General features: G+C 57.0%; 11 protein-coding genes and 1 pseudogene. 10 read left to right on the forward strand and 2 right to left on the reverse strand.

Translation table 11 applies throughout. The features are described from left to right. Nucleotides 1–298: 298 nt before the first annotated feature. The 8 genes from AAFP32_RS01750 to AAFP32_RS01785 are packed head-to-tail and all read left to right on the forward strand — an operon-like array spanning nucleotide 299 to nucleotide 12,914. A complete protein-coding gene (locus AAFP32_RS01750) occupies nucleotides 299–2,236 on the forward strand; it encodes a nucleoside-diphosphate sugar epimerase/dehydratase (RefSeq protein ID WP_350270370.1) in 1,938 nt (645 codons plus the stop codon). Next, nucleotides 2,236–3,273 carry a glycosyltransferase family 4 protein gene (locus AAFP32_RS01755; RefSeq protein ID WP_350270371.1) on the forward strand — a complete coding sequence of 346 codons (1,038 nt, stop codon included), beginning with the start codon at nucleotides 2,236–2,238 and terminating at the stop codon, nucleotides 3,271–3,273. The genes AAFP32_RS01750 and AAFP32_RS01755 overlap by 1 nt, the downstream gene beginning before the upstream one ends. Beyond that, complete coding sequence (locus AAFP32_RS01760) at nucleotides 3,270–4,631, forward strand: glycosyltransferase family 4 protein (protein ID WP_350270372.1); 1,362 nt, start codon at nucleotides 3,270–3,272, stop codon at nucleotides 4,629–4,631. Before AAFP32_RS01755 ends, AAFP32_RS01760 begins: the two co-directional genes overlap by 4 nt. Continuing rightward, a complete protein-coding gene (locus AAFP32_RS01765) occupies nucleotides 4,628–6,373 on the forward strand; it encodes a glycosyltransferase family 4 protein (protein ID WP_350270373.1) in 1,746 nt (581 codons plus the stop codon). The genes AAFP32_RS01760 and AAFP32_RS01765 overlap by 4 nt, the downstream gene beginning before the upstream one ends. Then, nucleotides 6,370–7,251, forward strand: coding sequence for an ABC transporter permease (locus AAFP32_RS01770; RefSeq protein ID WP_350270374.1), 882 nt, complete (start codon nucleotides 6,370–6,372; stop codon nucleotides 7,249–7,251). The genes AAFP32_RS01765 and AAFP32_RS01770 overlap by 4 nt, the downstream gene beginning before the upstream one ends. Then, nucleotides 7,238–8,545: an ABC transporter ATP-binding protein gene (locus AAFP32_RS01775; RefSeq protein ID WP_350270375.1), complete on the forward strand. Its 1,308-nt coding sequence runs from the start codon at nucleotides 7,238–7,240 to the stop codon at nucleotides 8,543–8,545. Before AAFP32_RS01770 ends, AAFP32_RS01775 begins: the two co-directional genes overlap by 14 nt. Further along, a complete protein-coding gene (locus tag AAFP32_RS01780; RefSeq protein WP_350270376.1) occupies nucleotides 8,542–9,423 on the forward strand; it encodes a DUF6270 domain-containing protein in 882 nt (293 codons plus the stop codon). The genes AAFP32_RS01775 and AAFP32_RS01780 overlap by 4 nt, the downstream gene beginning before the upstream one ends. After that, nucleotides 9,420–12,914: a bifunctional glycosyltransferase/CDP-glycerol:glycerophosphate glycerophosphotransferase gene (locus AAFP32_RS01785; protein ID WP_350270377.1), complete on the forward strand. Its 3,495-nt coding sequence runs from the start codon at nucleotides 9,420–9,422 to the stop codon at nucleotides 12,912–12,914. The genes AAFP32_RS01780 and AAFP32_RS01785 overlap by 4 nt, the downstream gene beginning before the upstream one ends. A gap of 212 nt (nucleotides 12,915–13,126) precedes the next feature. Here AAFP32_RS01785 and AAFP32_RS01790 read toward each other — a convergent pair. Together AAFP32_RS01790 and AAFP32_RS01795 are read right to left on the reverse strand one after the other, a co-directional pair. Beyond that, a pseudogene (locus AAFP32_RS01790) lies at nucleotides 13,127–14,556 on the reverse strand (integrase core domain-containing protein). Nucleotides 14,557–15,222: 666 nt separating this feature from the next. Beyond that, nucleotides 15,223–18,894 (reverse strand): bifunctional glycosyltransferase/CDP-glycerol:glycerophosphate glycerophosphotransferase, encoded by a 3,672-nt coding sequence (locus tag AAFP32_RS01795; RefSeq protein WP_350270378.1) that lies wholly within the window; start codon nucleotides 18,892–18,894, stop codon nucleotides 15,223–15,225. Nucleotides 18,895–20,246: 1,352 nt separating this feature from the next. Here AAFP32_RS01795 and AAFP32_RS01800 point away from each other — a divergent pair. Beyond that, nucleotides 20,247–20,582: a CDP-glycerol glycerophosphotransferase family protein gene (locus tag AAFP32_RS01800; protein WP_350271435.1), complete on the forward strand. Its 336-nt coding sequence runs from the start codon at nucleotides 20,247–20,249 to the stop codon at nucleotides 20,580–20,582. Nucleotides 20,583–20,630: 48 nt separating this feature from the next. Further along, nucleotides 20,631–21,434 (forward strand): glycosyltransferase family 32 protein, encoded by an 804-nt coding sequence (locus tag AAFP32_RS01805; protein ID WP_350270379.1) that lies wholly within the window; start codon nucleotides 20,631–20,633, stop codon nucleotides 21,432–21,434. Nucleotides 21,435–21,571: the final 137 nt, after the last annotated feature.

The raw sequence follows: 21,571 nt of genomic DNA on the forward strand, positions 1-21,571 counted from the left end.
GCAGTGGGCGGCGAAGCGCGGCAGTTCAATTGCAACTAACCTTGTGGCAGACCAGGTTCGAAGGTGACGACCTGGAGCTACTTCACCTGTATATTGCAACCAATTCTTAATGCTCGCAGTGTTTGTTCTGACTGGAACCTGTTAGCTCCAATAGTACAATCGGGAAGTCGAATGAGGCTCGGTTCGTCTCAACGAGACGGTCGTTACAGGAGTGAGATTCCCTGAGCCTGACCAGTGCACATCGGGAGAAATGAGGACAGTGGGAAGCAACACAGGGCCCATTCCCTCACGGACCCCAATGAGTCGGCACGGCAGAGCCATGGCGCTGTCACTCATCGATGGTCTCGTCTTCGCGTTCCTCGTCGTATCGATGACGCTCGTGAGGTACGACTTCCATGCATCTCTCGTCAACGTGCCGGGAATGCTCGTCTGTTCGGCGGTCGGTCTGATCGTCTTTCTCATCGGCGGGCCCCTGGCGATCTACCGCGGTCGCTACCGACGTGGTTCGACCGATCAGTTCGCCGCAATCGTGGGAACGGTTGCTCTGGGTGTCGGCATCATGTGGGTGGCCGAATTCGCCTTCGCCAGTCGACTGCTCATCCCGACCAGCGTCCCCATTACGGCGGGAGCGCTCATGGTCGTGGTCAAGAGCCTCGAGAACTGGATTCGTCGCAACTTGAGGCAACGCAGCCTCACCACGTCCGGTGCGTCCCGGCCCACGATCGTCGTCGGCGCGGGGAACCAGGGCATGCTCGCCCTCGATATGATCGCTCACGACACGCACAGCGAATTCGTCGCTGTCGGCATCCTCGACGACGATCCGGCCAAGCGGCATCTGCGCTACAACGGAATCCGCGTGCTCGGACCGATTGCCGACATCGCCACCCATGTCGACCGTACGGGAGCCGGGGCTGTCATCATTGCGATCGCTGACCTGCCGCCCGAAGAGCTCTCCCGTATCGCGTCGAATCTCGAATCTCGGCCTGTCGAGATCAAGATCATGCCGAAACTCTCGGACTCCGCGTTGGCACGTCCCGAGCCGGACGCCCATGATGTCGCGGACCTGCGTCACCGCAGCTTCCGCGATGTCAGCCTTGAAGACCTCATCGGACGCAAACCGATCTCAACGAATATCGACGACATCGCCTCGGCGATCACCGGCAAGGTCGTCCTCGTCACCGGTGCAGGGGGCTCCATCGGCTCACAATTGTGCCGTCAGGTCGCCCGGTTCGATCCGGCCCGACTCATCATGACCGACCGGGACGAATCCGGCCTGCACGCCACTGAGCTCGGTCTTGAGGGCTCAGCCCTTCTGACCAGTGATGACCTCGTCCTCGGAGACCTGCGAGATTCGGCATTCATCGATTCCCTCGTCGCTGAGGCGAAGCCGGACATCATCTTCCACGCCGCAGCTCTCAAACACCTGACTTTCCTTGAGCGGTTCCCGGAGCAGGCAGTGCGCACGAACATCGGTGCCAGCCTCGACCTGCTCAATGCAGCGGTGGCCCACGACGTCGATTCCTTCGTCCACATCTCCACCGACAAAGCCGCCGGTGCGACCTCAGTGCTGGGGCGGACGAAGTTCTCCATCGAACGGGCGATCGCCTCTGTGGCCGCGGCAACCGGACGACGTTATATGTCGGTGCGCTTCGGCAATGTGCTCGGATCCCGGGGGTCCGTGCTCGAGACCTTTGTGGCCCAGGTGGCGGCCGGCGACCCCGTCACGGTCACCGATCCCGATGTCACCCGGTACTTCATGACCGCCGATGAGGCCTGTGAACTCGTCCTTCAGGCCGCAGCGATCGGTGGCCCCGGAGAGACTTTGGTCCTCGACATGGGCGAACCGATCCGCATCGCGGCCCTCGCCAAGAGAGTGATCGCGCTGTCAGGTCGCAGTGATGCGCAGATCGTCTACACGGGTCTGCGCCCGGGGGAGAAGCTGACTGAGGCCCTTCTGTCGCCCGGTGAGGTCGACAGCCGCCCCAACCATCCGCTGATCACTCAGGTGCCGATCGCTCCGATCGATCTGGAGAAACTCGGTGCCCTGGTCGCCGAATCACGTGACCCGCGGGTTTTCTCTCACAGGTCGGGCCTCGAAGAGCACCTGACGCGTCTCCTCGACTCCGAGACGGCACCGACCACTGGTGACGCGACGGAGGCCATCGAGCCGGCAGCGACTTCATCAAGTGCCTCCGAGCCAGGCGCAGACCCCCATGACACCGGAGTCGGCCTCTGATGGCTCTGCAGTCGCTGGTGATCCTGGTTGTGGCCGCGGTGGTCACGGTTCTCAGCGCCCTCATCGCCTTTCCGCTGCTGCGTCGAGCGGGAGTCGTCGATGTCCCCTCACATCGCTCCTCGCATACGCTGTCGACCGTCCGCGGCGGGGGAATCGCCATCGGCTGCGGCATCACCGTGGCCACGATTCTCGCCATGGTGTGGACCGTCAGCGAAGACGGTGTCTTCGGCCTCGGCGGGATCCTCCTTCCGGTCGGTTTCCTGGTCCTGACCTGGTGCTATTCGGCCATCGGGATGAGCGACGATCTCGACTCGCTGCGCCCCGCTGGGCGGCTGATCGGACAGGTGATCCTGGCTCTGCTGTTCAGCGCGATCATCGCGATGTTCTCAACACAGGGAATCGCTCACGTCATCGCCTTCGCGGTCATCGGCGTGACCACTGTCAACGCCGTGAACTTCGTCGACGGACTCAATGGCTATGTCACCGAGTGGACCATCGTCACCGCTGGATGGTTCGCCTTTGTCAGCTCCTGGGAAGGAGAGAACGACATTGCACTGCTCGCTCTGGCGCTGGCTGGCGCTGCTGTCGGGTTTCTCCCGTTCAACCTCGGTCGGGCCAAGGCGTTCCTCGGAGACACGGGAAGCTACGGAATCGGAGCGGCCGTATTCGCTCTCGCGGTCTGGCTGTTCGTCCAAGGCGTCCCGATCGTCGTCATCATCGCACCGATGATCTTCGTCTTCTTCGATGTCGGAGTCACTTTGGTCCTACGGCTCTTCCGGGGAGAGAATATTCTCTTGCCTCATCGTGAACATATCTACCAGCGGATCCAGCAGGCGGGCTGGCCACACAGTTCTGTTTCGCTCTTCCACGCCGCATTGAGCGTCCTCGCCTGCATCATGGCCGTCCCTACTCTCATCAGCGGAAATACGGCGACGACGTACCCGGCCCATGTGTTCTGGGTCGGATTGCTCGCCCTCTATGCGCTGTTGCCGCTGTGGCTGCGGCGACGGGCGCTGAAGGAGGCGATGACCGCATGAGAATCGTTCTGCTCAGCCACTATTACTATCCCGAGGTTGGCGCACCGCAGCGACGGTGGCGGATCCTCGTCGACCACCTGCGCGCTGCCGGACACGATGTCATCACGGTGGCACCCCATCCCCACTACCCGTATTCCGACCGCAACGGGTTCTTCGGATCGAAGGTCGGGCAGGGCCGTCGTCGAGTCGACGTGCGCCTCGGCGGCACCTGGGACACCGGTGTCGACGGTGAGCGGATCCTTCGCGTGCCGTACCTGCACAGCGGATCGTCGATGGCTCGTCAGCTGCTCGATCAGACGGTATCGGCGACGGGTGCGATGTCGGCGGTCATTGACCGGTTGCGGGGCAGAATGCGTCCCGACGTCATCGTCTCCACGACTCCGGCACTGCCGTTTCTGCTGGCGGGCGACACCCTGTCGCGGCTGCTGCGAGTGCCGCATGTCGCTGAAGTGCGCGATGCGTGGCCCGATCTCATTTCGGAGATGAACTTGGTGACGGGAGCGGTCGGGCGATATCTTCCCGGGACGCTGACACGCGGCCTCGAGCATCGACTGCTGCCGGACCTGCTCACTCGTGCCCAACGGCGTGCGGCGGTCGTCGTCGTCACTACTGAAGGTTTCAAACGTCGCCTGGAACAGCGTGGAGTGACCGCAGAGGTCGTTCGCAGCGGAGTCTCACCGGCGGAGTTGGAAGGCGCATCCGGCCTGACCGCCACGGGAGCAATCCCCCTGGTCCCTACCGCAGATGAGACGGGCACCGTCGGCGACGCCGTCAAAGGCAGGACTCCTGCCGATCGCCGAGGGCTCAACCTGCTGTACGTGGGCACTGTCGGTCGATCCCAGGATCTCAGCACCTCGATTCGCGCCTTGGCCCGCACCGAAGGTGTGCGACTGCGCATCGTCGGCGGCGGCGTCGATACCGGCGAGCTCAAAACCGCAGCCGCAGCGTATGGGGTGCCGGTCGAGTTCCATCCCCAGATCGCAGGCGCCGAACTCGCTGCTCATTGGGAGTGGGCAGATGCCGGACTAGTCAGCCTCAGCTGCCTCGATTCCTATGAATGCACAGTCCCGTCGAAGCTCTATTCGTTGATGGCTCGTCGAATTCCTGTCCTCGGAGTCGTTGCCGGTGAGGCCGCTGACATCATCACGCAGACCGCAGCGGGAGAAGTCGCGGTTCCCGGTGATGTCGATTCCGTGGCCGCGGCGATGTCGAGGATGCGAGAACGAGTCGAAACCGGTGAGGAGTTCGGATCGAATCCGCCTGCAGGTCAGAACCCACGCGACTGGGTGGTTCGACATGCTTCGGCCGCCGCAATGGGGCGCACTTACGAACGCGTCCTCGAGCAGGTGGTCTCGTGAACCTGCGCTTCCTCGCCCGGCAGTTGACGAACGTCGTTGTGACGACTGTCGGACACATCAACGATGACCGCGTGTTCTTCGGTATGCAGTTGGCACGTCGCCTGCCGGGCCCTGCCTCGCGTTTCGTCGGACACACGCTGGGACGCTTGCCGGGCGATGCCAGTCGGGCGGCATCTGCGTGGTTGCTCGGAGAAGAGACGACAGCGAAGTCATTGGTCGCAGGTTCTCCCTCGCCTTCACGCCTACTCGGCGAGATCGCGCTCAATCTGGGACTCCTCGACGAAGCCGAATCGATCGCCGCTGCTGTTCCCGGTGCCCGTGCACTGAGCTCACGTATCGAGTGGACCGAGGGACACGTCGACGAAGCCATCGCATTTCTGCCCGACGGCGCACGCCGGTCACGACTGATCGATGAACGACAGTGCCTGCATCCGCAATGGTGGCCCGAGGTTTCGAGCCACATCACGGCTCGCCGGGCCGGCGGCAATACGGATTATGACCGAGATGCTCATCCGACGGTGCTACATGTGCTGACGAACTCCTTGCCGCACACCCGCTCCGGCTATGCGTACCGGTCACATGCCATCCTCACCACTCTGTCGGAGGCCGGCCATCAAACGGCTGCGATCACGCGCCCGTCGTATCCCGTGACCATCGGACGACTGAGCCAGGCGCCGGTCGAGGTCATCGATGGTGTCGAGTACATCCGGGACGTGCCCTTGAGGCCGCGTCCCACGCCATCCGAACGGCTGAGCGAGCAGGCGAATCGCATCGCCGCCGAGGCGCACGAACGTGGTACTGAGATCCTGCACACGACGACGCACTACGTCAACGGCCTGGCTGCTGGAGCGGCGGCGGCTGCAGCGGGCCTGCCGTGGGTCTACGAAGTTCGCGGTGTCCTGGAAGAGACATGGGCGGCTGCAGGCGGCAGTCCGGAAGAGCGTTCTGCGCGCAGGGACAGCCAACGCTTCGCACTCATGCGGGCCAAGGAGATCGAAGTTGCATCGGCTGCCGACGCCGTCATCACTCTGGGCGAGACGATGCGGGAGCACCTGATCGCCGGGGGAGTACCGGCGGAAACCATCACACTCATTCCGAATTCGGTCTCCGAAGCCGTCGTCGATACTGATGTCACCCGCACTCCGGCCGAAGTGAGAAGAAGCCTCGGCCTGCCCGACGACGGGGTGTGGGTCGGAACGGCGGCGTCTATCGTCGGCTATGAGGGCCTCGACGACCTCGTCGATGCCGTCATCCTGGCCCGGAGCCAAGGCACGGACCTGCGGCTGCTAATCGCCGGCGACGGTGTCGCTCTGCCGGAACTACGGGAACGTGCAGCACCGCTGGGGGAGAACGCAGTCTTCACCGGACGGGTCTCTCAAGCTCAGGCAATTGAGTACCAACTCGCCCTCGATGCCATCGTCGTGCCGCGCAAAGACGAACCGGTCTGTCGATTGGTCACTCCGATCAAACCGATCGAAGCGATGGGTCTTGCACGACCAGTTGTCATCTCCGACCTGCCGGCACTGCGTGAACTGGTTCCGGACAGTGCAGGGTTGTGGACACCGCCGGAGAGCCCGCAGAAACTCGCGGAACTGTTGTCACAGCTCGCCTCCGATGACACGGCACGGGGAAGATTCGGGGACAATGGACGAGCACATGTTCTTGCAACTCGCAGGTGGAAGGAAATCGGACGACGATATGGGCAGGTCTATTCTCAACTCGTGGGGAGTGATGTGCGATGAGTGAGACGAAGAACCCCCTCGGGCTGAGTTCGATCCCGTCCGTGTCGAGCGAAGGCCTCGTGCCCGTTGGTCGACGGACATGTCTGAGCCGCTACCTCGCCGCGCTGTGGAACCGTCGGCACTTCATCATCGCCGAATCCCGAGCCAAGATGTCGAGCTCGACGCGGAAGAACATACTCGGATACGGCTGGCTGTTCCTCAATCCGCTGCTGTCGGTGCTCGCGTTCTGGTTCATCTTCGGATTTATCCTGCAGACCTCTCGAGGCGTTCCGAACTTCCTCGGATTTCTCGTTGTCGGAGTGTTCTTCTTCGGATACACCGGCAAATGTATGACCGGCGGAACGGGGGCCATCCGCTCGGGCGCGTCGATGATCAAGGGATTCCAATTCCCACGTGCTGCGCTTCCGATCTCGACAGTGGTCCGCAATTTCCTTGACTTCATGCCGACGTTGCTCGTCATGGTGATCGTGCTCGCTGTTGTGCCCCCGCTTGAAGTGATCACCTGGCGTGTCATCCTCGTCATCCCGGTCATTGTTCTGCAGACGATCTTCAACGTCGGTCTCGCCTGCTTCTTGGCACGTCTTGGTCACAAGATCCCGGACCTCACGAACTTCATGTCGATCGTCAGCCGATTCTGGCTCTACGGATCGGGAGTGTTCTTCTCCATCGAAGACCGCTTGGGAAATCACCCGGCGCTTTTGGAAGCAATGCAGTACAACCCGATGCATGCTTATCTGACCCTGGTGCGCAACTCACTGCTCTACGGAGTCGATTCTGATCCGAAGATGTGGATCGTCGGCACGGTCTGGGCCTTCGGCCTCCTCATCGTCGGCTTCCTGTTCTTCTGGAGAGGGGAGGAGAACTATGGTCGACTCTGAAATCCAGGAACCGAATATCATCGCCGAGAACGTCCAAGTCCGGTACACCGTCAACACCAACGACCCGGGCAGCAAGGCAACAGGTATCCGGCGCCTGACGAACAGAATCGCTGGGCGGCAAGGTCAGACCACCGTGCGAGCGCTGCGTGGGGTCAACTTCGTCGCCCGCGAAGGAGAGATGGTCGGAATCGTCGGAGCCAACGGCTCCGGAAAGTCCACCTTCCTGCGCAATGTCGCGGGTGTCGAGCAGCCGGATCGAGGCCGCATTCTCGTCCGTTATCAGCCGCTTCTGCTCGGTGTCAGCGCCGCTTTGCAACCAGCGTTGTCCGGAAGTGAGAACGTGCGTCTCGGATGTTTGGCGATGGGATTGTCGCCCGAGGAGGCGGCCGAAGCCTTCGACTATGTCGTTGAGCTTTCGGCATTGGGCTCAGCTATTCACCGTCCGATGGGAACTTATTCTTCCGGCATGGGCGCCAGGCTCCGATTTGCCATCGCCTTGGCTGCGCGCCCGAAGATTCTGCTCATCGACGAAGCTCTATCGACAGGTGACGCGACCTTCGCCGAGAGAAGCGAACGTGCGATGGACGAGCTTCTCGCGGAAGCAGGAACGGTTCTGCTCGTCAACCATGCCGCAAAAGTGATTCAGGAGCTGTGCACCCGTGCAGTGTGGATGCACCGAGGTGAGATTCTCATGAACGGTCCCGCCGAGGCTGTTGCAGAGAAGTACCGGTGGTGGGCGTGGAATGTGGCAAAGGGCAAGGAAGATATCGCCGACAAGTTACTCGCCGATGTGGTGGGCAATGCGGTCAAAGAGGAGATCAATATCCTCGAACCCGAACTCATCAAGGATCCCATCCCGCGGCACGCAGCACGCCCGTCTAAGAAGAAGGCCGCTCGGGCGCGCCATGTGAAGCGGCAGGACACGGTCGAAGTAGTCGAAGAGACTCCGACCCCGATGCTGGCCGCTGCCGAGGAGCAGGTCTGGCCGAAATCCTTCGACGCTGAGATGCCGAAAGCCAAATTCCCGGCTCTGCCCAAACCGGCCTCTCAGGCAGTGAGCGCACCACGAATCACCGATGCCCCGCCTCTGCGACTGAACCCCAGTAAGAAACGCGTTGTTCTGCGAGCAGCGAATCCGAATGACCGTGCGTCGTCGGTTGCCGCTGCGGATGACTTCACCGGCCGGAGGCTCGCTTCTCGCGCGCGAAAGATCGCCGATGAACGGTATGAGGAGAGGCAGCGTTTGCGGCAGAAAGACGAGACCCCTGTCGTTCACCAGGATTCGGGCCGATGAAGATCGCAATCTTCGGTTCCTGCGTGAGCCGTGATACGGCGGAGTTTATGCCTGAAGCTGAGGTCGTGGCTTACGTGGCCAGGCACTCGGTGACGAGCCTGGAGTCTCCCCATGGGACAGCTGGAATCGACCTCAGCGACTTGACCTCCGCTTTTCAGAAGCGAATGGTCACCAGTGATCTCAACGGCACCGGTCTCGAGCGGATTACCAAGGATGCCAAGGATCTTGATGTCGTCCTCCTCGACCTGGTCGATGAACGACGGGGATTCTGGAATTTTCCCGACGGCACGACAATGACGAATTCACTTGAAATCGAGTCGTGCGGAGCTGCTCGTGCAGCGCGTCGCGCCGGTGCGCGGCTCATAGAGTTCGGCACCGACGAGCACTTCGATCAGTGGAAGTCGGGCCTCATCACTCTCATTGAAGGTCTCAAGGACGCCGAATTGTGGGAAAAGACGATCCTCCTCGACATCGAATGGGCCGGAGCCGTTGACGGAGCCCAGCACCCGCAGAACGACAGCTTCGCCAGCCTCGGTCGCCGGTGGAGGCGCCTCCAACGAGGTTCACGTGAGGCGGGCAGGGAACTGTCACGAGGTCGCGGGTTGGGCGAGGCCTGGCAGAGCCTGCGCAACATCAAGCCGACGGAGGCCGAAGAGTATGCCGACCGCGCTCTTTCGGCCAATAGTGACTACATTCGGTATCGTAGAGAGGCACGATCGCTGGCTGCGTCGTCAGTGGTGAGAGAGAGCCGCGAGGTCCGAATCGACAGAGACCACAAGTGGGGACCTCAACCGTTCCACTATCGGCACGCCGACTACCGGTCGATCGTCGACAGCATCCGTCAGCAGGTGAATAAGAACGGTGGTGAGGCCATGTGAGCGGACAGCAGTGGCGTAAAGCCCTGTGGCATCTGCGGCATGGCGGAGTCGAAGGATTCAAAGAATTCCGGCGTAAGCGCGAATCGGAACTCGCTTCGACCAGGACATCGACCGCTGGATCTTCCAATCAGGATGGCACGGACACTCCAACGCTGAGCGTTATCGTGCCTGCATTCAATGCGAGTGGCTTCATTGATCGATGCTTGAAAAGCATCCTCAACCAGAGCGGTGTGTCGTTGGAAGTCATTGTCGTCGACGACGGCTCGACCGATGACACCGTTGAAAAAGCTAGCCAACATTCGCACGGTGCTCACCCGGTAGCGGTCCTCACGGGCACCAACGAAGGGCCGGCGCGTGCACGCAATCGCGGAATCGGTGCTGCCCGCGGCAAATACATCACCTTTGTCGACGCAGACGACGAAGTGTTGGCAAACGCGTATACGACGATGGTTGATTCGCTTGAACGGACCGGCTCTGACATTGCCACCGGGGCGTATGTTCGTGTTGGCTCAGTCGGCCGATCCAGGCCGAAGCTGACCGCGCGAGTACACGCACGCCAGCGGTTGGCAGTTCGGTTGGACGATATGCCGGAACTGCTGGAGGAGCCTGTCCTGTGGAACAAGGTCTATAGGCACGACTTCTGGAATCGTCATGTGGGGGAGATGTGGGGGTTCTCCAACTACGAAGATCAAGAGCCTGTCTACAGGGCACTGGTCGGTGCCGCGGCGATCGACGTGCTCACGAATGACGTGTATGCGTGGAGGCTAGCCGACGGCAGAGATACCCGTTCCAAACGCAAAGCAGAACTGAGCGATCTGCAGTCAAAGCTTGAAGTCATCGATGCTCTCAAGAATACCTTGAACCACGCTCCCGATCACGTGGTCGAGCAGGCATATGCGATCTGGATGGGCACCGACCTCGCTATGCACGCGGAGTACCTCGACACGGCAAACAAACGGTTCCGAAACACCCTCTGCGATGCGGCCAAGAGTCTTCGAAAGGCGATGCCGAAAGGCGCTTGGAAGCTTTTGCCGGCGCAGGAACGTCTGTACATGTGGGTTGTGGCGTCCGGGGACTTGGACGATATCGAAGAAGTCCTCGGAACGAGGATGGAAGAGACCAGAGCCGTGCCGCTCGAACTAGTCGACGGCACCTGGACAGTCGCACCGACGTACCTGTCTCGACTCAAGACCAATGTGCCGCAGCGGCTGTTGAAAGCACAGCATGTCGACTTCAGACCCGTCGTCATCGTGCGAAATGCGCGGTGGATCGATGATCAGCAGATCGAGCTCCAAGGGTGTGCATACATCCCCGGCATTGATCCAGGGCAGACCACATTCCGTTTGCAGGGCGTCATGGATGGGGCGACTGTTCTGGACGTATCTGTGGAGACCCGAAATGACAATCGAGTGGACTTGGACGTCGGTGATCCTTGGAGGACGTACGAGGCTGGGGGATTCATAGCTCGAATCGACGTCGCGGGCCTCAGGGACATATCTCCGAGAGGAATCGACCTGTTCGGCTCCTTTGAAATGCAAGGGATGCATCTCCAAGCCCCGGCTGTGTTGACAGCGGTAGTGGGAATGATTGCTCCAAGCCCGATTCGCGATTCAGGACGCCTGACAGTTGTCGCTGACGAGCGAAGCGAACTGTCGATTCGTCCCGTAGACATGCCCACTGATCCAGTCGTCGTGAAGAACATCGACTTCCGCGGGCGGGATGTGACGGTGACTCTCGACCGTTCTGCGAATGCCCGTGGTCTGTCGCTGCACACTGCCGGAATCAAGGTTGAGCTGGATGCAAACGGCCCTTCCATCTATTCGACCACACTGCCTGAACTTCCCGAGCGGTTCCGAGCCCATGGGGAACGGCAATGGAAGCTGTTGGCCAAGACAAACGAAGGCAATGACGTCGATGTCTACCACGCCTCCGTCGACTATCTGCTACCCGGCACCTCATGCGTGCGTCTTGCGGCCAACTCCGCTGGCAAGGTGAGGCTGGCGCAGCGGTTCCGGCGAGTGACTGTCACTGGTGCGACAAACGACCGGGATCGACTACTGATCATCGGCCGGATCGACCCTCCGGAGAAGCTCAAGGTCGTACTTAAATCCTCCGAGCAGACGATTGAGCCTGATGAGCCTGCGCTGCATGCTGATGGCAGCTTTACCGCTGTGTATGACCTGACGACTACCGGGGCCGAAGGAGGCAAAGTCGCGGCGCTCGCAGGCGGCTATCATGTGAGGTACGGCGAGACCCCGGATAAAGTCGAAGGGTGGGCCAGGGTAGCCGGCAAACTTGCTATCCGACCTGTGGACTGCTTCACCGAGTGGAACACGCTCCGGGTCGAAGGACGCAACTCGGGTGCCGTTTCTGTCACGGCCTCACCGCCTTGGTCTGCTCAGGAGCGCACCAAGTACGGGCGCTTTCAACTCCGCACTAAAGACTGGGGACCGCTGACTGCGGGGATTGTCTTCGAGTCGTATAACGGTAAGTCCGCAAACGACAATCCGAGGGCTCTTTTCGACGCCATCAAAGAAGAATACGCGGACATCCCCTTCTACTGGTCGGTGAGAGACCGCCGAGTCGACGTGCCGACCGGTGGCATCCCAGTAGTTGAGGGGACTGCCGAGTGGCACCGCGCAATAGCGACTAGTCGAGTGTGGATCAACAACAACAACTTCCCCCACCACGTACAAAAGTTGCCCGGACAGTTCTATCTTCAGACATGGCACGGATCCCCAATCAAGAAGTTGCTATGGGACATACCTCGGCGACGAACATCACTGACCTACAGGCGTCTTATGCGTCAACAAGTTGCGCAGTGGGATGTGCTTCTCGCCCAGTCCGAATCCACTGCTGGTCACTTACGTTCAGGACTAGGCTACGAAGGCGACGTGATATTGGTAGAGGCACCACGAAACTTGCGAGTTCGAGACTTTGCTCAGCACACGGTCGACATTCGTGCCAGGTTAGGAATCAGACTTGACGAAAAAGTCGTACTATACGCACCGACTTGGAAAGAACGCCACCGAATCGGAACGAGAATGAACTGGAAGGACCAACTTAATCCGTACTTCCTAGCTGAGCAAACCGGTGCGAAGGTATTGGTCAGAGCCCATCACGTGAGTACTGCAATGCCTTTGGAGAAATATCCGGGAGTGATCGATGTATCTCACGAGCCGCATGTGGAGGCACTGATTGCAATTTGTGATTTATTAGTGACTGATTACTCTTCAATTGCCTACGATTTCGCACTAACCCGAAAACCAGTTATTCATTACACGCCAGACTATAATGAATATCTCAGCGAGCGCGGGCTCTACGAAGACTGGTCGACAAACGCGGTGGTCACAGACAATCTATCGAAACTAATATTCCTTGTGCAGGAAAAGCTTGAAGAGTTAGGGCCATCAAGAAAAATAGCTGGAGTCGACGCAGCTGAACTGAGCCAGCTAATCCATATAATTACTAGTCGCGCAACTTCGCCGTAGCGCTAGCTTCTTTTAAATTAGCCCACATCCTTGTAAGGATGGGCAAAATAGAAGAGGCATCTGCCTTAGTGTACGGAAGCGCCTTTCGGTGTGTAACCTCGCAACGTCGTGGACACGCAACCTCACCACATCGGGGACAACTGATCTCAGAGCTTTGTACACAACTACCGCTCCCTCCGCTGAGGAGGGAGCGGATGCGGAATCGAGTTCATCTACCGGAGCATGAATACGTCGGGCATATCCTCACCACGCGAGGCGAACTCTTCAACATACTGTTCGTATTTTATGCGCCATTGCTTCGTCGGATTCGCGACCTAGACTCCACTGATCGCATAGGAAGAAATGAAGCGTCCTCGTACGCCGAGAGCGACCATCGGCAAGGGGAAGGAGAACACAATCTCACCGGTACCCATGTCCGTGAGCAAGAATATCTCATCGGTGATCGTGCGATAAAACTGCCGATCAGCAAAAGTCGACGGCAGCGACACGTGATAGCCGTGATAGTACACTTGCCGGTTCGCTCGCGTGACGGTTACCACCGACTGATCAGAACGCTGCCTATCCGAAGCGGTGACCGGGAGGACATGTCCATTCTTCGTGATCGTCAGCCCAGCACGGTTGAGCTGATTCTGCCGCTGCAAACGGGCCTGTAGATATTCTCGTGCTTTCGCCTCAAGAACAGCCATCGGAATCGGTTCGGTGGCCGGAGTGTGCTCGACGAGGTTCCATGCTTGAGACAGCGTGGCATCGTTGAGCGATTGGTGCGGCCGACGCGAGTTGTACTGATCACGGAAACGCCGAATAATCTGCCGCAGCTGCTCGACCGTTGCGGCCCGGTTCGCGTCGAGGAAACGCACTAGTGTCTGGTGGGAGCGTTCGTTCTTGCCCTGCGTCGTCGGCTTGCCTGGCAGGCCGCTGATGGGCATTGTTCCATGTGAGGCGAGGAACACTTCCACGGCTCCGATCGTGCCCTGCCGAAGTTGGTTGAACGCCGAGGAATTGTCCGATAGGACCTCCTGCGGGGCACCATGAGCAGCGATCGCGTCAGCGAGCACCGATTTGGCGTCCGTACTGTTCTCAGCACGAATATGAGCGGTCGTGCCGACGTCGAACCGGGTGGAGTCATCGAGGAGCTGATAGATCGTCACCGTCTGACCATCGGTCAGGTCGTATTCGAAGGCATCAAGTTGCATAACGACATTGCGGTGGCGCGGATGAAAGGGATGTAGGACGATTTGGGGCGCTTCTTCGGTGAGGCATCGACGTGGCCGACGCTGGCCAGTAGGCGGGCGATCGTCGCCGGCGACGGGATCGTCGTGGCCGGGAACGTCTCGGAGATTGCGGCCTCGTAGTAGATCGTGCGGGGGCCATAGTCCCATCCGTCGGCTTTGAGTTGCTTGCGGATTCGGACGAGTTCATTGACGACCTGGCGACCGTATCGCCGGGCGGGTTGTTTCGGAGCTCGCGACCGGGGATGCAGCGCCGCGGTTGATTCTTGTTGGCTGCGGGTGCGGATCTTATAGAAGGCACTACGTGAGATTTTGTGGGCGCGGCAGAACTCGGTGACGGACAGCGCGTTCGGCTGCGTCGGGTCGTAGTTGATGATGGCTGCTCGGATCTGGGGTGTCAGAGAGTTCGTCATTCTCTCCGGCTACCACGACGCTGCCAGTGTCCACGATGGCAGGAGACATAGTGTCTCCGATGTCATGAGATCGTGTGTCCACGATCTGTTGAGACAGGACAGGAAGCGCCTTTCGGTAGCACCTGTGTAACGAAGTGGTAGCAGCTATGTAAGTACCGGAAATGCCATTTGATTTATAACATAGAGGCACCGCACTGGCCATCCAGATCGCCTTTACACGAACATCGTGGGTAAGCACGTCGCAATCCGCCAGGTGCTTCGCTCTATCGCGGGTTCGACACGTGTCGTGTGGCCATCGGGAACCTTGATCCGTGGTCAACGCCCGTCGCGCGGCGCCAAGACAGTGCTCATACGGACGTTGCAACGCGTTGTTCGCAATGTCGCGCGTCGGTACGTATATTCCAGTTAGCGCTGCAGGTTACCGACGCGTAGACAGGTTCAGAGGCACGCGAATCCAGATTGATTCTGCGTTCCAAGCCAATAACCATTACCAGCAATCAACAGGGCAACTATCTGAGGAAGTCTTTTCGCCCATGGACGAAAACCATAGAGCGCTTCTGAACGAATGGGGTCGGCCAAATAAGTCAGACTGCATTCAAATCTAAATACCGAATGACCTATAGGCAGACTATGGCTTACGATCTTCTAAAAGCAGCTAAAATAGTCTCAATCGAAATTCTGCAGAATTTCTTGGATCACTCTCATTGAGGAATATCCATCGTCAAGGCTGGCGAAACGTTCTACAAAATTATAGTATCGTTCTGTGGAATCAACAGAGAACTGTCGATCTGCCTTTAGTATTTCCACGGCTTCTGCGGCCGACTTTACAATTGGGCCAGGTGAGGCTGCTTCGAAGTCGAAGTAGAATCCTCTGACCGAATCGCGATAGATGTCCAAATCGGGGCAAAGGAATACTATTGGCTTACCTGTAACGACATAGTCAAACATAATCGAAGAATAGTCTGTCAGGAGAACATCGGACGCTGCTATCAGATCGTTGACATTTGGATAAAGACTAACATCAAGAGCAGATTCTCCTAAACGTTGAGCCGCGGCATTCAATGAATTGGCATGTCCTCGGTAGAGGATAATAGACGATTTTCCCAACTTCTTTGCTGCGGACTTGACTCCGAGAAAATCGACAGCGCTGTAGTGTCCTGAAGACTCCTTGAGGTTGTCACGCCAAGTCGGTGCATACAGAATTGTGCGTTGTCCGGGATTGATCCCCAGCTTCTTTCTGGTCGCGTCTCGGGAAGCCTTAAGCTGAGCAGCATTTGCCAACGCATCATTTCGCGGGTAACCGGTTGCTAAAACGTCCCCCTCGTAGCCGAAAGCGTCTTTTAGAGTGTCTCCGGCCCACTCTGATTGAGCGAGTAGCAAGTCCCAGTAATCTTCTGCCTCTCGGCGCATCAGCTGCCTGTAGCTGAGCGACAGGTTCTTAGGAGGAACATGGTTACCAATTCTCTTGAGTGGCGTACCGTGCCAAGTCTGAATATAGAACTGGTCTGGATGCTTGTGAAAGAAGTAGGGAAAATTATTATTGTTGATAAGCACCTTGGCTGAACTGGCAACGTTGAACCATTCGCGACTACCGAAAACTACTGGAACGGCTCCTTTTGGAACCGGGGTGAGCGGATTCTGTACAGTCCAATAGCGCTTAATGTCGGGCCTGCGTTGCCTGATTTCTCCGTCAAGAGCCAGTGGTGAGTCTGCAACTGCACTGCCTGAAAAGCTCTCGAACAGTACCGCTGACGGGTCCAGACTTCGACTGGCAGACAGGAATACCTTTGAATTCTGCGCTTTGTTCCAGATTCCGGACTCGGTGTCTGGGTCGAGTGGTTGGTCAACATCGATACGCACCGAGCGGCTAGTGCCGATGGCATTCACGGTGATCAAGCTCACAGGAGTGACAATTTGGTTAGGTGCCGAATCTTCTAGCTCGTAAGAAGCTGAAACCCAGGCCGATGCAGGGTGCGACTTTCCAGCTGCGAGGAGCAATTGAAGGACATAGCGGTCCCAAGCAGGCAACTGCTTTCCCCCGGCACCGACGAGAGAAAACTCTACGTCGAAAGTACGTGAAGCGTGATCTACACTAGTCCGCTTTGGATGGATGATCTGCCTGGCGCCAACAAGGGCGAACGTTGGCGTAACTGCACGGGCAACGTCCGTGTCGATCGTGAATGTTCCTGTTACGCGAACACTTGTGCCTTCTGTGGAAAACTCAATCTTGTCGGCAGTAGCCACTTGATGGGCTCTGTTAATAACGGCATATCCAAAACCTGTTGTTCCGACAGTGAAATCTCGGTCCCGTCGTCGTTCTGTCTGTGAACGATTGATTGCAAGCGCCCACCGCATTCCGGAGGAGGAAGCCACCTGTAACTGGAGCTCGTGAAGATTGCGCGACAGTGAAAGCGGTCCTCGCGGTAACGCAAGTTCGAAGCTTAGAGCATTTCCATCGTTAGTTGCCTCACTTCGAGCGATCTCAGTCGACCCTTGTGACAAAGATAGGTACAGCCCGGTCTTCGCGGGCGCTGAAGGGAAGGTAGGCAAGTCCACCGACCACTGATCGACCTTCACGTGCAGGCTATTTTCGTCAATACGGATTTCCTTGGCAACGAACTTGGGCTTTAGGACCACTATTTCAGTCTGTTTGCGCGGATCTCCCTGTATTGCAATTCGAGCACCACGGTTGGTAAGATCCGACGCCACTGGATAAGCAGCTGCTGAATACTGACTGCGCACTATCGAAGCATCAGTCCAACTGAATTTGGCCAGATGAAGATGAAGTCTAAGTTGAAGATTCGACCCTTGTGAGGATTCTAGATGCTGCGCTACTTCGTCAACGACATAGTGTGGGATTTTCAGCGCGAACTGCGAACCGTGGTAGCTGTTGTACGCGTCTGACAGCCGTTGTGGTACCGGGTCGTTTACGCTGTGTACTTCGAGAGTGGCTACAATCTCTTCAGTCTCAGGGTCGAACAGATCAGCAGAATATCCATATTGAACATCAAAGTTTGGAATGAATCCAATTCCATTAAATCTCACGTCACCATTAGGGCTCGCGAAGTACGAAACCAGCTCAACGCGTGGTTTGAGGATGTCCAAAGGAACCGACTGTAGGTTTGAGGGAATATCGAAGATTTCACCCGCTTCATCCTCAACGGAAAACCTAAGGTCGTCACCTTCTATCCGCCCCTTGTAAGCATTCTTGGTTTGTTCGAGGCGTACTAGTAGACGACTCAGATCAGCGCGGCCCCTGTGCGCCACGTAATATGCCAAGATGCGACGAATCGGATCGATCGCGTCAAACGCCAAATCCGGGGCATCGTTCCACAGTCTCGAAACTCCCTCTGCGAGCACATCAAAGAACTCGTTATCGGCGCGGGGCACTTCGCGAATATAGTAATAAAGGTCTTCGCCAAGAGTCTTTGCATACCAGTATCGCAAGAACGATTCGTCGGAATCGCTGATTACCTCCCTGACCTTAAACGCGACGTCTAGCCGCTGTCTAAGATCTGAAACACTCGTCTTCTGCTGAGTTATAGAGGAATTGTCTTCGCGCAGTCGCCAGTTGTAGCCGACCTCCTTCAGGACGTCGAGCTTGGCCCCTCCGACGAACAGCTTTGCGGTACATTCCTGGTCTTCGTAGAGTGTTCCCTCTGGAAAATGTCCAACCAGGCGGTCCCAGGAGCTGCGGCGATACACTTTATTCCAGGCGAACACGTCCCACATGATTGGCGGAAAGTCTGTTCCTCTAATAGCGAGGCGTTCTTCATCATGAGCAAGGTGCACCCAGAAGGGAAGCCACTTGTTCCGGCTGTCGAATCGAGAGACAGACGCAATACATACATCCGATCCTGTTCCGGCCAACGTAGTCATCGCGCGTTCATAAGTGCCTGGAGGAACGGTGTCATCAGAGTCGACGAATGTTATGAACTGACTAGTGGAGTGAGTCAGTCCTGCATTGCGGGCGGCACCAAGCCCAGCATTTTGTTGATGAATTACTCGAACACGTTTGTGATTTCTAGCATATTCGTCGGCGATAGCACCCGTCGAGTCTGTGGAACCATCGTTCACGATGAGAACGTCAAGGTTCGAATATGACTGACCGAGCACGGAATTCAAGCACTCGCGCAAATAATTTTCTACATTGAAGGCTGGTACTACCACTGCCAGAACTGGCCTGAGATTGCGTGAATCCGGAGTTGGTTCAGCCTGTTCGTGTTGGTGATGCTTATACACGGGAGCGCCGACCTTCTGCCTGAACGCCGTGGAGTCCACAACTGAACTGAGCCCGAGCTTCCGCATAGCTCGTGCGATGTTGGTTTTGGTTGTCATTCTCGTTTTGCTCCCGTGCAGGTTTGAACTACAGGCCCCACCAACGGCCTGGCAAGAGGCGATTGTAGCAGTGGCGGACGATTCTAAACGAATCCGACGATGTCAAGAATGAGCACTAATAGGGATATTGTATGCAAGGTTGATTGGGTCGTATGCGTCACGGAAAACCGGGACCGTCTATTTGGAACTGCAATAGTTGTGACAGTTTGTGAATAAAATATCTACATGCTAGAAATGTAAACACGTGAATCATGACTACGTTACTTACTCGCTGTTTATGGTGGTTTTCAGGGCTCAGGCTCGCTGACCAGGCGACCGAGCGTATTGATTTGAATCAAGCTGAATAGAGGAAAATTTAATCTATCCCACTCTTTCCTCTGTCTCTTCGTCTTTGTGGGTGATGGACTGGTCCTTGTTTAGACCTGCCAGGCTTCGCTGGTCAGGAAGAGGCGCAAGAGGACAGCTAGCTGCGGTACTTCTTGGTAGATAAGAGGCCGGAGCCAGTCGGCGACTGAGTTCCAACGTTTGTGGTCTTTGGGACCGCAGCGATGTGGGTCAACGGCTTGAAAGGATCGCAAGGGTCCATCGATTTTGAGGAGTGAACCCGGCTACGCTTGTGCGGTGTAGGCCGCTGCCTCTGTGCGCCGGCGTCAAGCGCTTTGGGCCAGTTCGCTAAATTCAATCTCGGCTAGACGTATACTGCGAGAATCTGGTGCCAGTCCTCGTGTGCAGGGTGGAAGAATGGATTTGGCTGATTGCCCAAGGCTCGGGTGATATCTACGGTATAATCGAATCGCCTGCCCTGGGGCGATGCTCTCGGTTAGCACGCAAATGTCTTTGTTGTTTTGTGAGAAGTCTTTAGATGGGATAGTAGTTTTGAGTTCGGTTTTGTCGGGAACCCAAATCGTCCCTTGGAGCAAACAGTTTGGAAACCATATGGTTGGGATGTTGAGGTTTCTCGGTCCATCTATAATTGAGTTTATTGATAGAAACAACGCCTCACTCTTTGATGATAGTGTGTTAATCCGAGGCGCGTTTGGTTTCCGCAGACATGGCTCTGAAATATGATTCGGAAATGTGGCGATGTTGCGTGAGCGAATGAACGCGGGCTTCGGTTGCAAAATCATACTGGATAATGGTCTCTATTGGGGGCCCGATGGGTATGTAACTGTGGAGAATAGACCCGGATCTATATTGGATCCGATATTTTGATTTGGAAAGGCGTTGCGATGCGCGCGAACGATTCGCGTCCAATATGTGACCTCCGAGCTGGTAATGGACTCAGCAAGTCTAAACTAAATCTGTGAAAGAAAATTGGAGACCATGTTTGGGTGGGCGTTGATGTACTGGTGATGCCCGTGTCGACGGTAGGGCGAGGCGCTGTAGTCGGAGCGCGTTCGCTTGTGACGGGGAAGCCGATTGCGTTCGTTGCGCCAGACCTCTCCCAGTATGGGAACGAGACGCGTGGATTCTACTTCGACTTTGTAGACGATGCTTTGGGTTCAATTTTTAGTCGAACAGATGACACTACTGCATGGATTAAGTCAAACAAGAATGGAAATGTCGACCATGTTGAAAGATACGTTAGTTTCCTTTCGCGGTTCGCACCGATGGTCGACGGTGTGAGTGCTGCGAGGTTCGTGAATAGATACTCGGGCCTCATTGAAACTCCGGAGTTGGAAGGGTAAAAAATGAACAATATATGGCTGTATTGGGAAAATGTGTATTCTGACTCGATGCCCGACTATATTAGACTCTGTAGTGAAACCATAGAAGCTCAGGCTGGGGAGTGGAATGTGGTCTTGCTGGACCGGGATAACGTTAGAGATTTCGTTCCGGATTTGCGTGCCGACTTTTTCGACATACCCGAGGTAGCTCATCGCGCGGATTATATTCGTGGTGCGGTGTTAGCCCGTCATGGTGGGATGTGGATGGACATCGACACAATCGCTTTGCGGCCACTGTCACTTATTACTGATTTGCTTCCATTGTCGGGGGCTGTATTTTACGGTTGGAAGTCGTTTCAGCCGAGCATCGGGCTGATTGCTGCCGAGCCCGGACATCAACTGATTCTTCGGTGGAAAAAGGAGATGGACTCTAGACTTGATAGCGGTCTTTCTCAGCGCTGGTCAGGGATTGGTTACGATTTACTGTGGCCATTGGCGAAGGAGATTTCGTACACGCATATTGCTCACACCATTTGTGCGCCGACGCACTACACGGAGACGGCGAAGTTCGTCGAAGCATTAGAGCCAGATCAGGTGTTGAAGCCGGAGACCGTGGTCATGCAGCTTTACAACAAGATGTTCTTTAAGACGTACGGGGATATGACTCGCTCTGACATCCTTAGCTCGGATACTTTGATTGGCCGTTGTTTTATCCGCGGTCTTGAACGGGATCCGAAGTGGTCGTCCGTCGCTGTTGAGATGTCGGAACACGTCGAGCTGGCACAATGGGCTATGGAAAGGGCACGTGCGGGCGATGGCAATGTCGGTACCAATTACGTACTGAATGCAGTGGACCGATACGAGACACTTTGACCAATCTGTGAAGTGTAGAGGCTCGTTCGTATACTTCTGTTTGCGTTGATTGAAAGCAACAAGGTTCTCGTGATGTTTCGGTCGTTCTGTGGCCTCTCGCACTTCGACCTATGCCGAGTTCATCTTCATGGGTCCGA

Origin of the sequence: Brevibacterium sp. CBA3109, from assembly GCF_040256645.1 — a bacterium.
In the GTDB taxonomy this organism is placed as follows: domain Bacteria; phylum Actinomycetota; class Actinomycetes; order Actinomycetales; family Brevibacteriaceae; genus Brevibacterium; species Brevibacterium koreense.

What these genes read in the sequence shown, in the direction of transcription:
- AAFP32_RS01800 (WP_350271435.1), top strand. Translation starts at nt 20,247, where the DNA reads ATGCCCGTGTCGACGGTAGGGCGAGGCGCTGTAGTCGGAGCGCGTTCG.
- AAFP32_RS01760 (WP_350270372.1), top strand. Translation starts at nt 3,270, where the DNA reads ATGAGAATCGTTCTGCTCAGCCACTATTACTATCCCGAGGTTGGCGCA.
- AAFP32_RS01770 (WP_350270374.1), top strand. Translation starts at nt 6,370, where the DNA reads ATGAGTGAGACGAAGAACCCCCTCGGGCTGAGTTCGATCCCGTCCGTG.
- AAFP32_RS01805 (WP_350270379.1), top strand. Translation starts at nt 20,631, where the DNA reads ATGCCCGACTATATTAGACTCTGTAGTGAAACCATAGAAGCTCAGGCT.
- AAFP32_RS01750 (WP_350270370.1), top strand. Translation starts at nt 299, where the DNA reads ATGAGTCGGCACGGCAGAGCCATGGCGCTGTCACTCATCGATGGTCTC.
- AAFP32_RS01775 (WP_350270375.1), top strand. Translation starts at nt 7,238, where the DNA reads ATGGTCGACTCTGAAATCCAGGAACCGAATATCATCGCCGAGAACGTC.
- AAFP32_RS01755 (WP_350270371.1), top strand. Translation starts at nt 2,236, where the DNA reads ATGGCTCTGCAGTCGCTGGTGATCCTGGTTGTGGCCGCGGTGGTCACG.
- AAFP32_RS01795 (WP_350270378.1), bottom strand. Translation starts at nt 18,894, where the DNA reads ATGACAACCAAAACCAACATCGCACGAGCTATGCGGAAGCTCGGGCTC.
- AAFP32_RS01780 (WP_350270376.1), top strand. Translation starts at nt 8,542, where the DNA reads ATGAAGATCGCAATCTTCGGTTCCTGCGTGAGCCGTGATACGGCGGAG.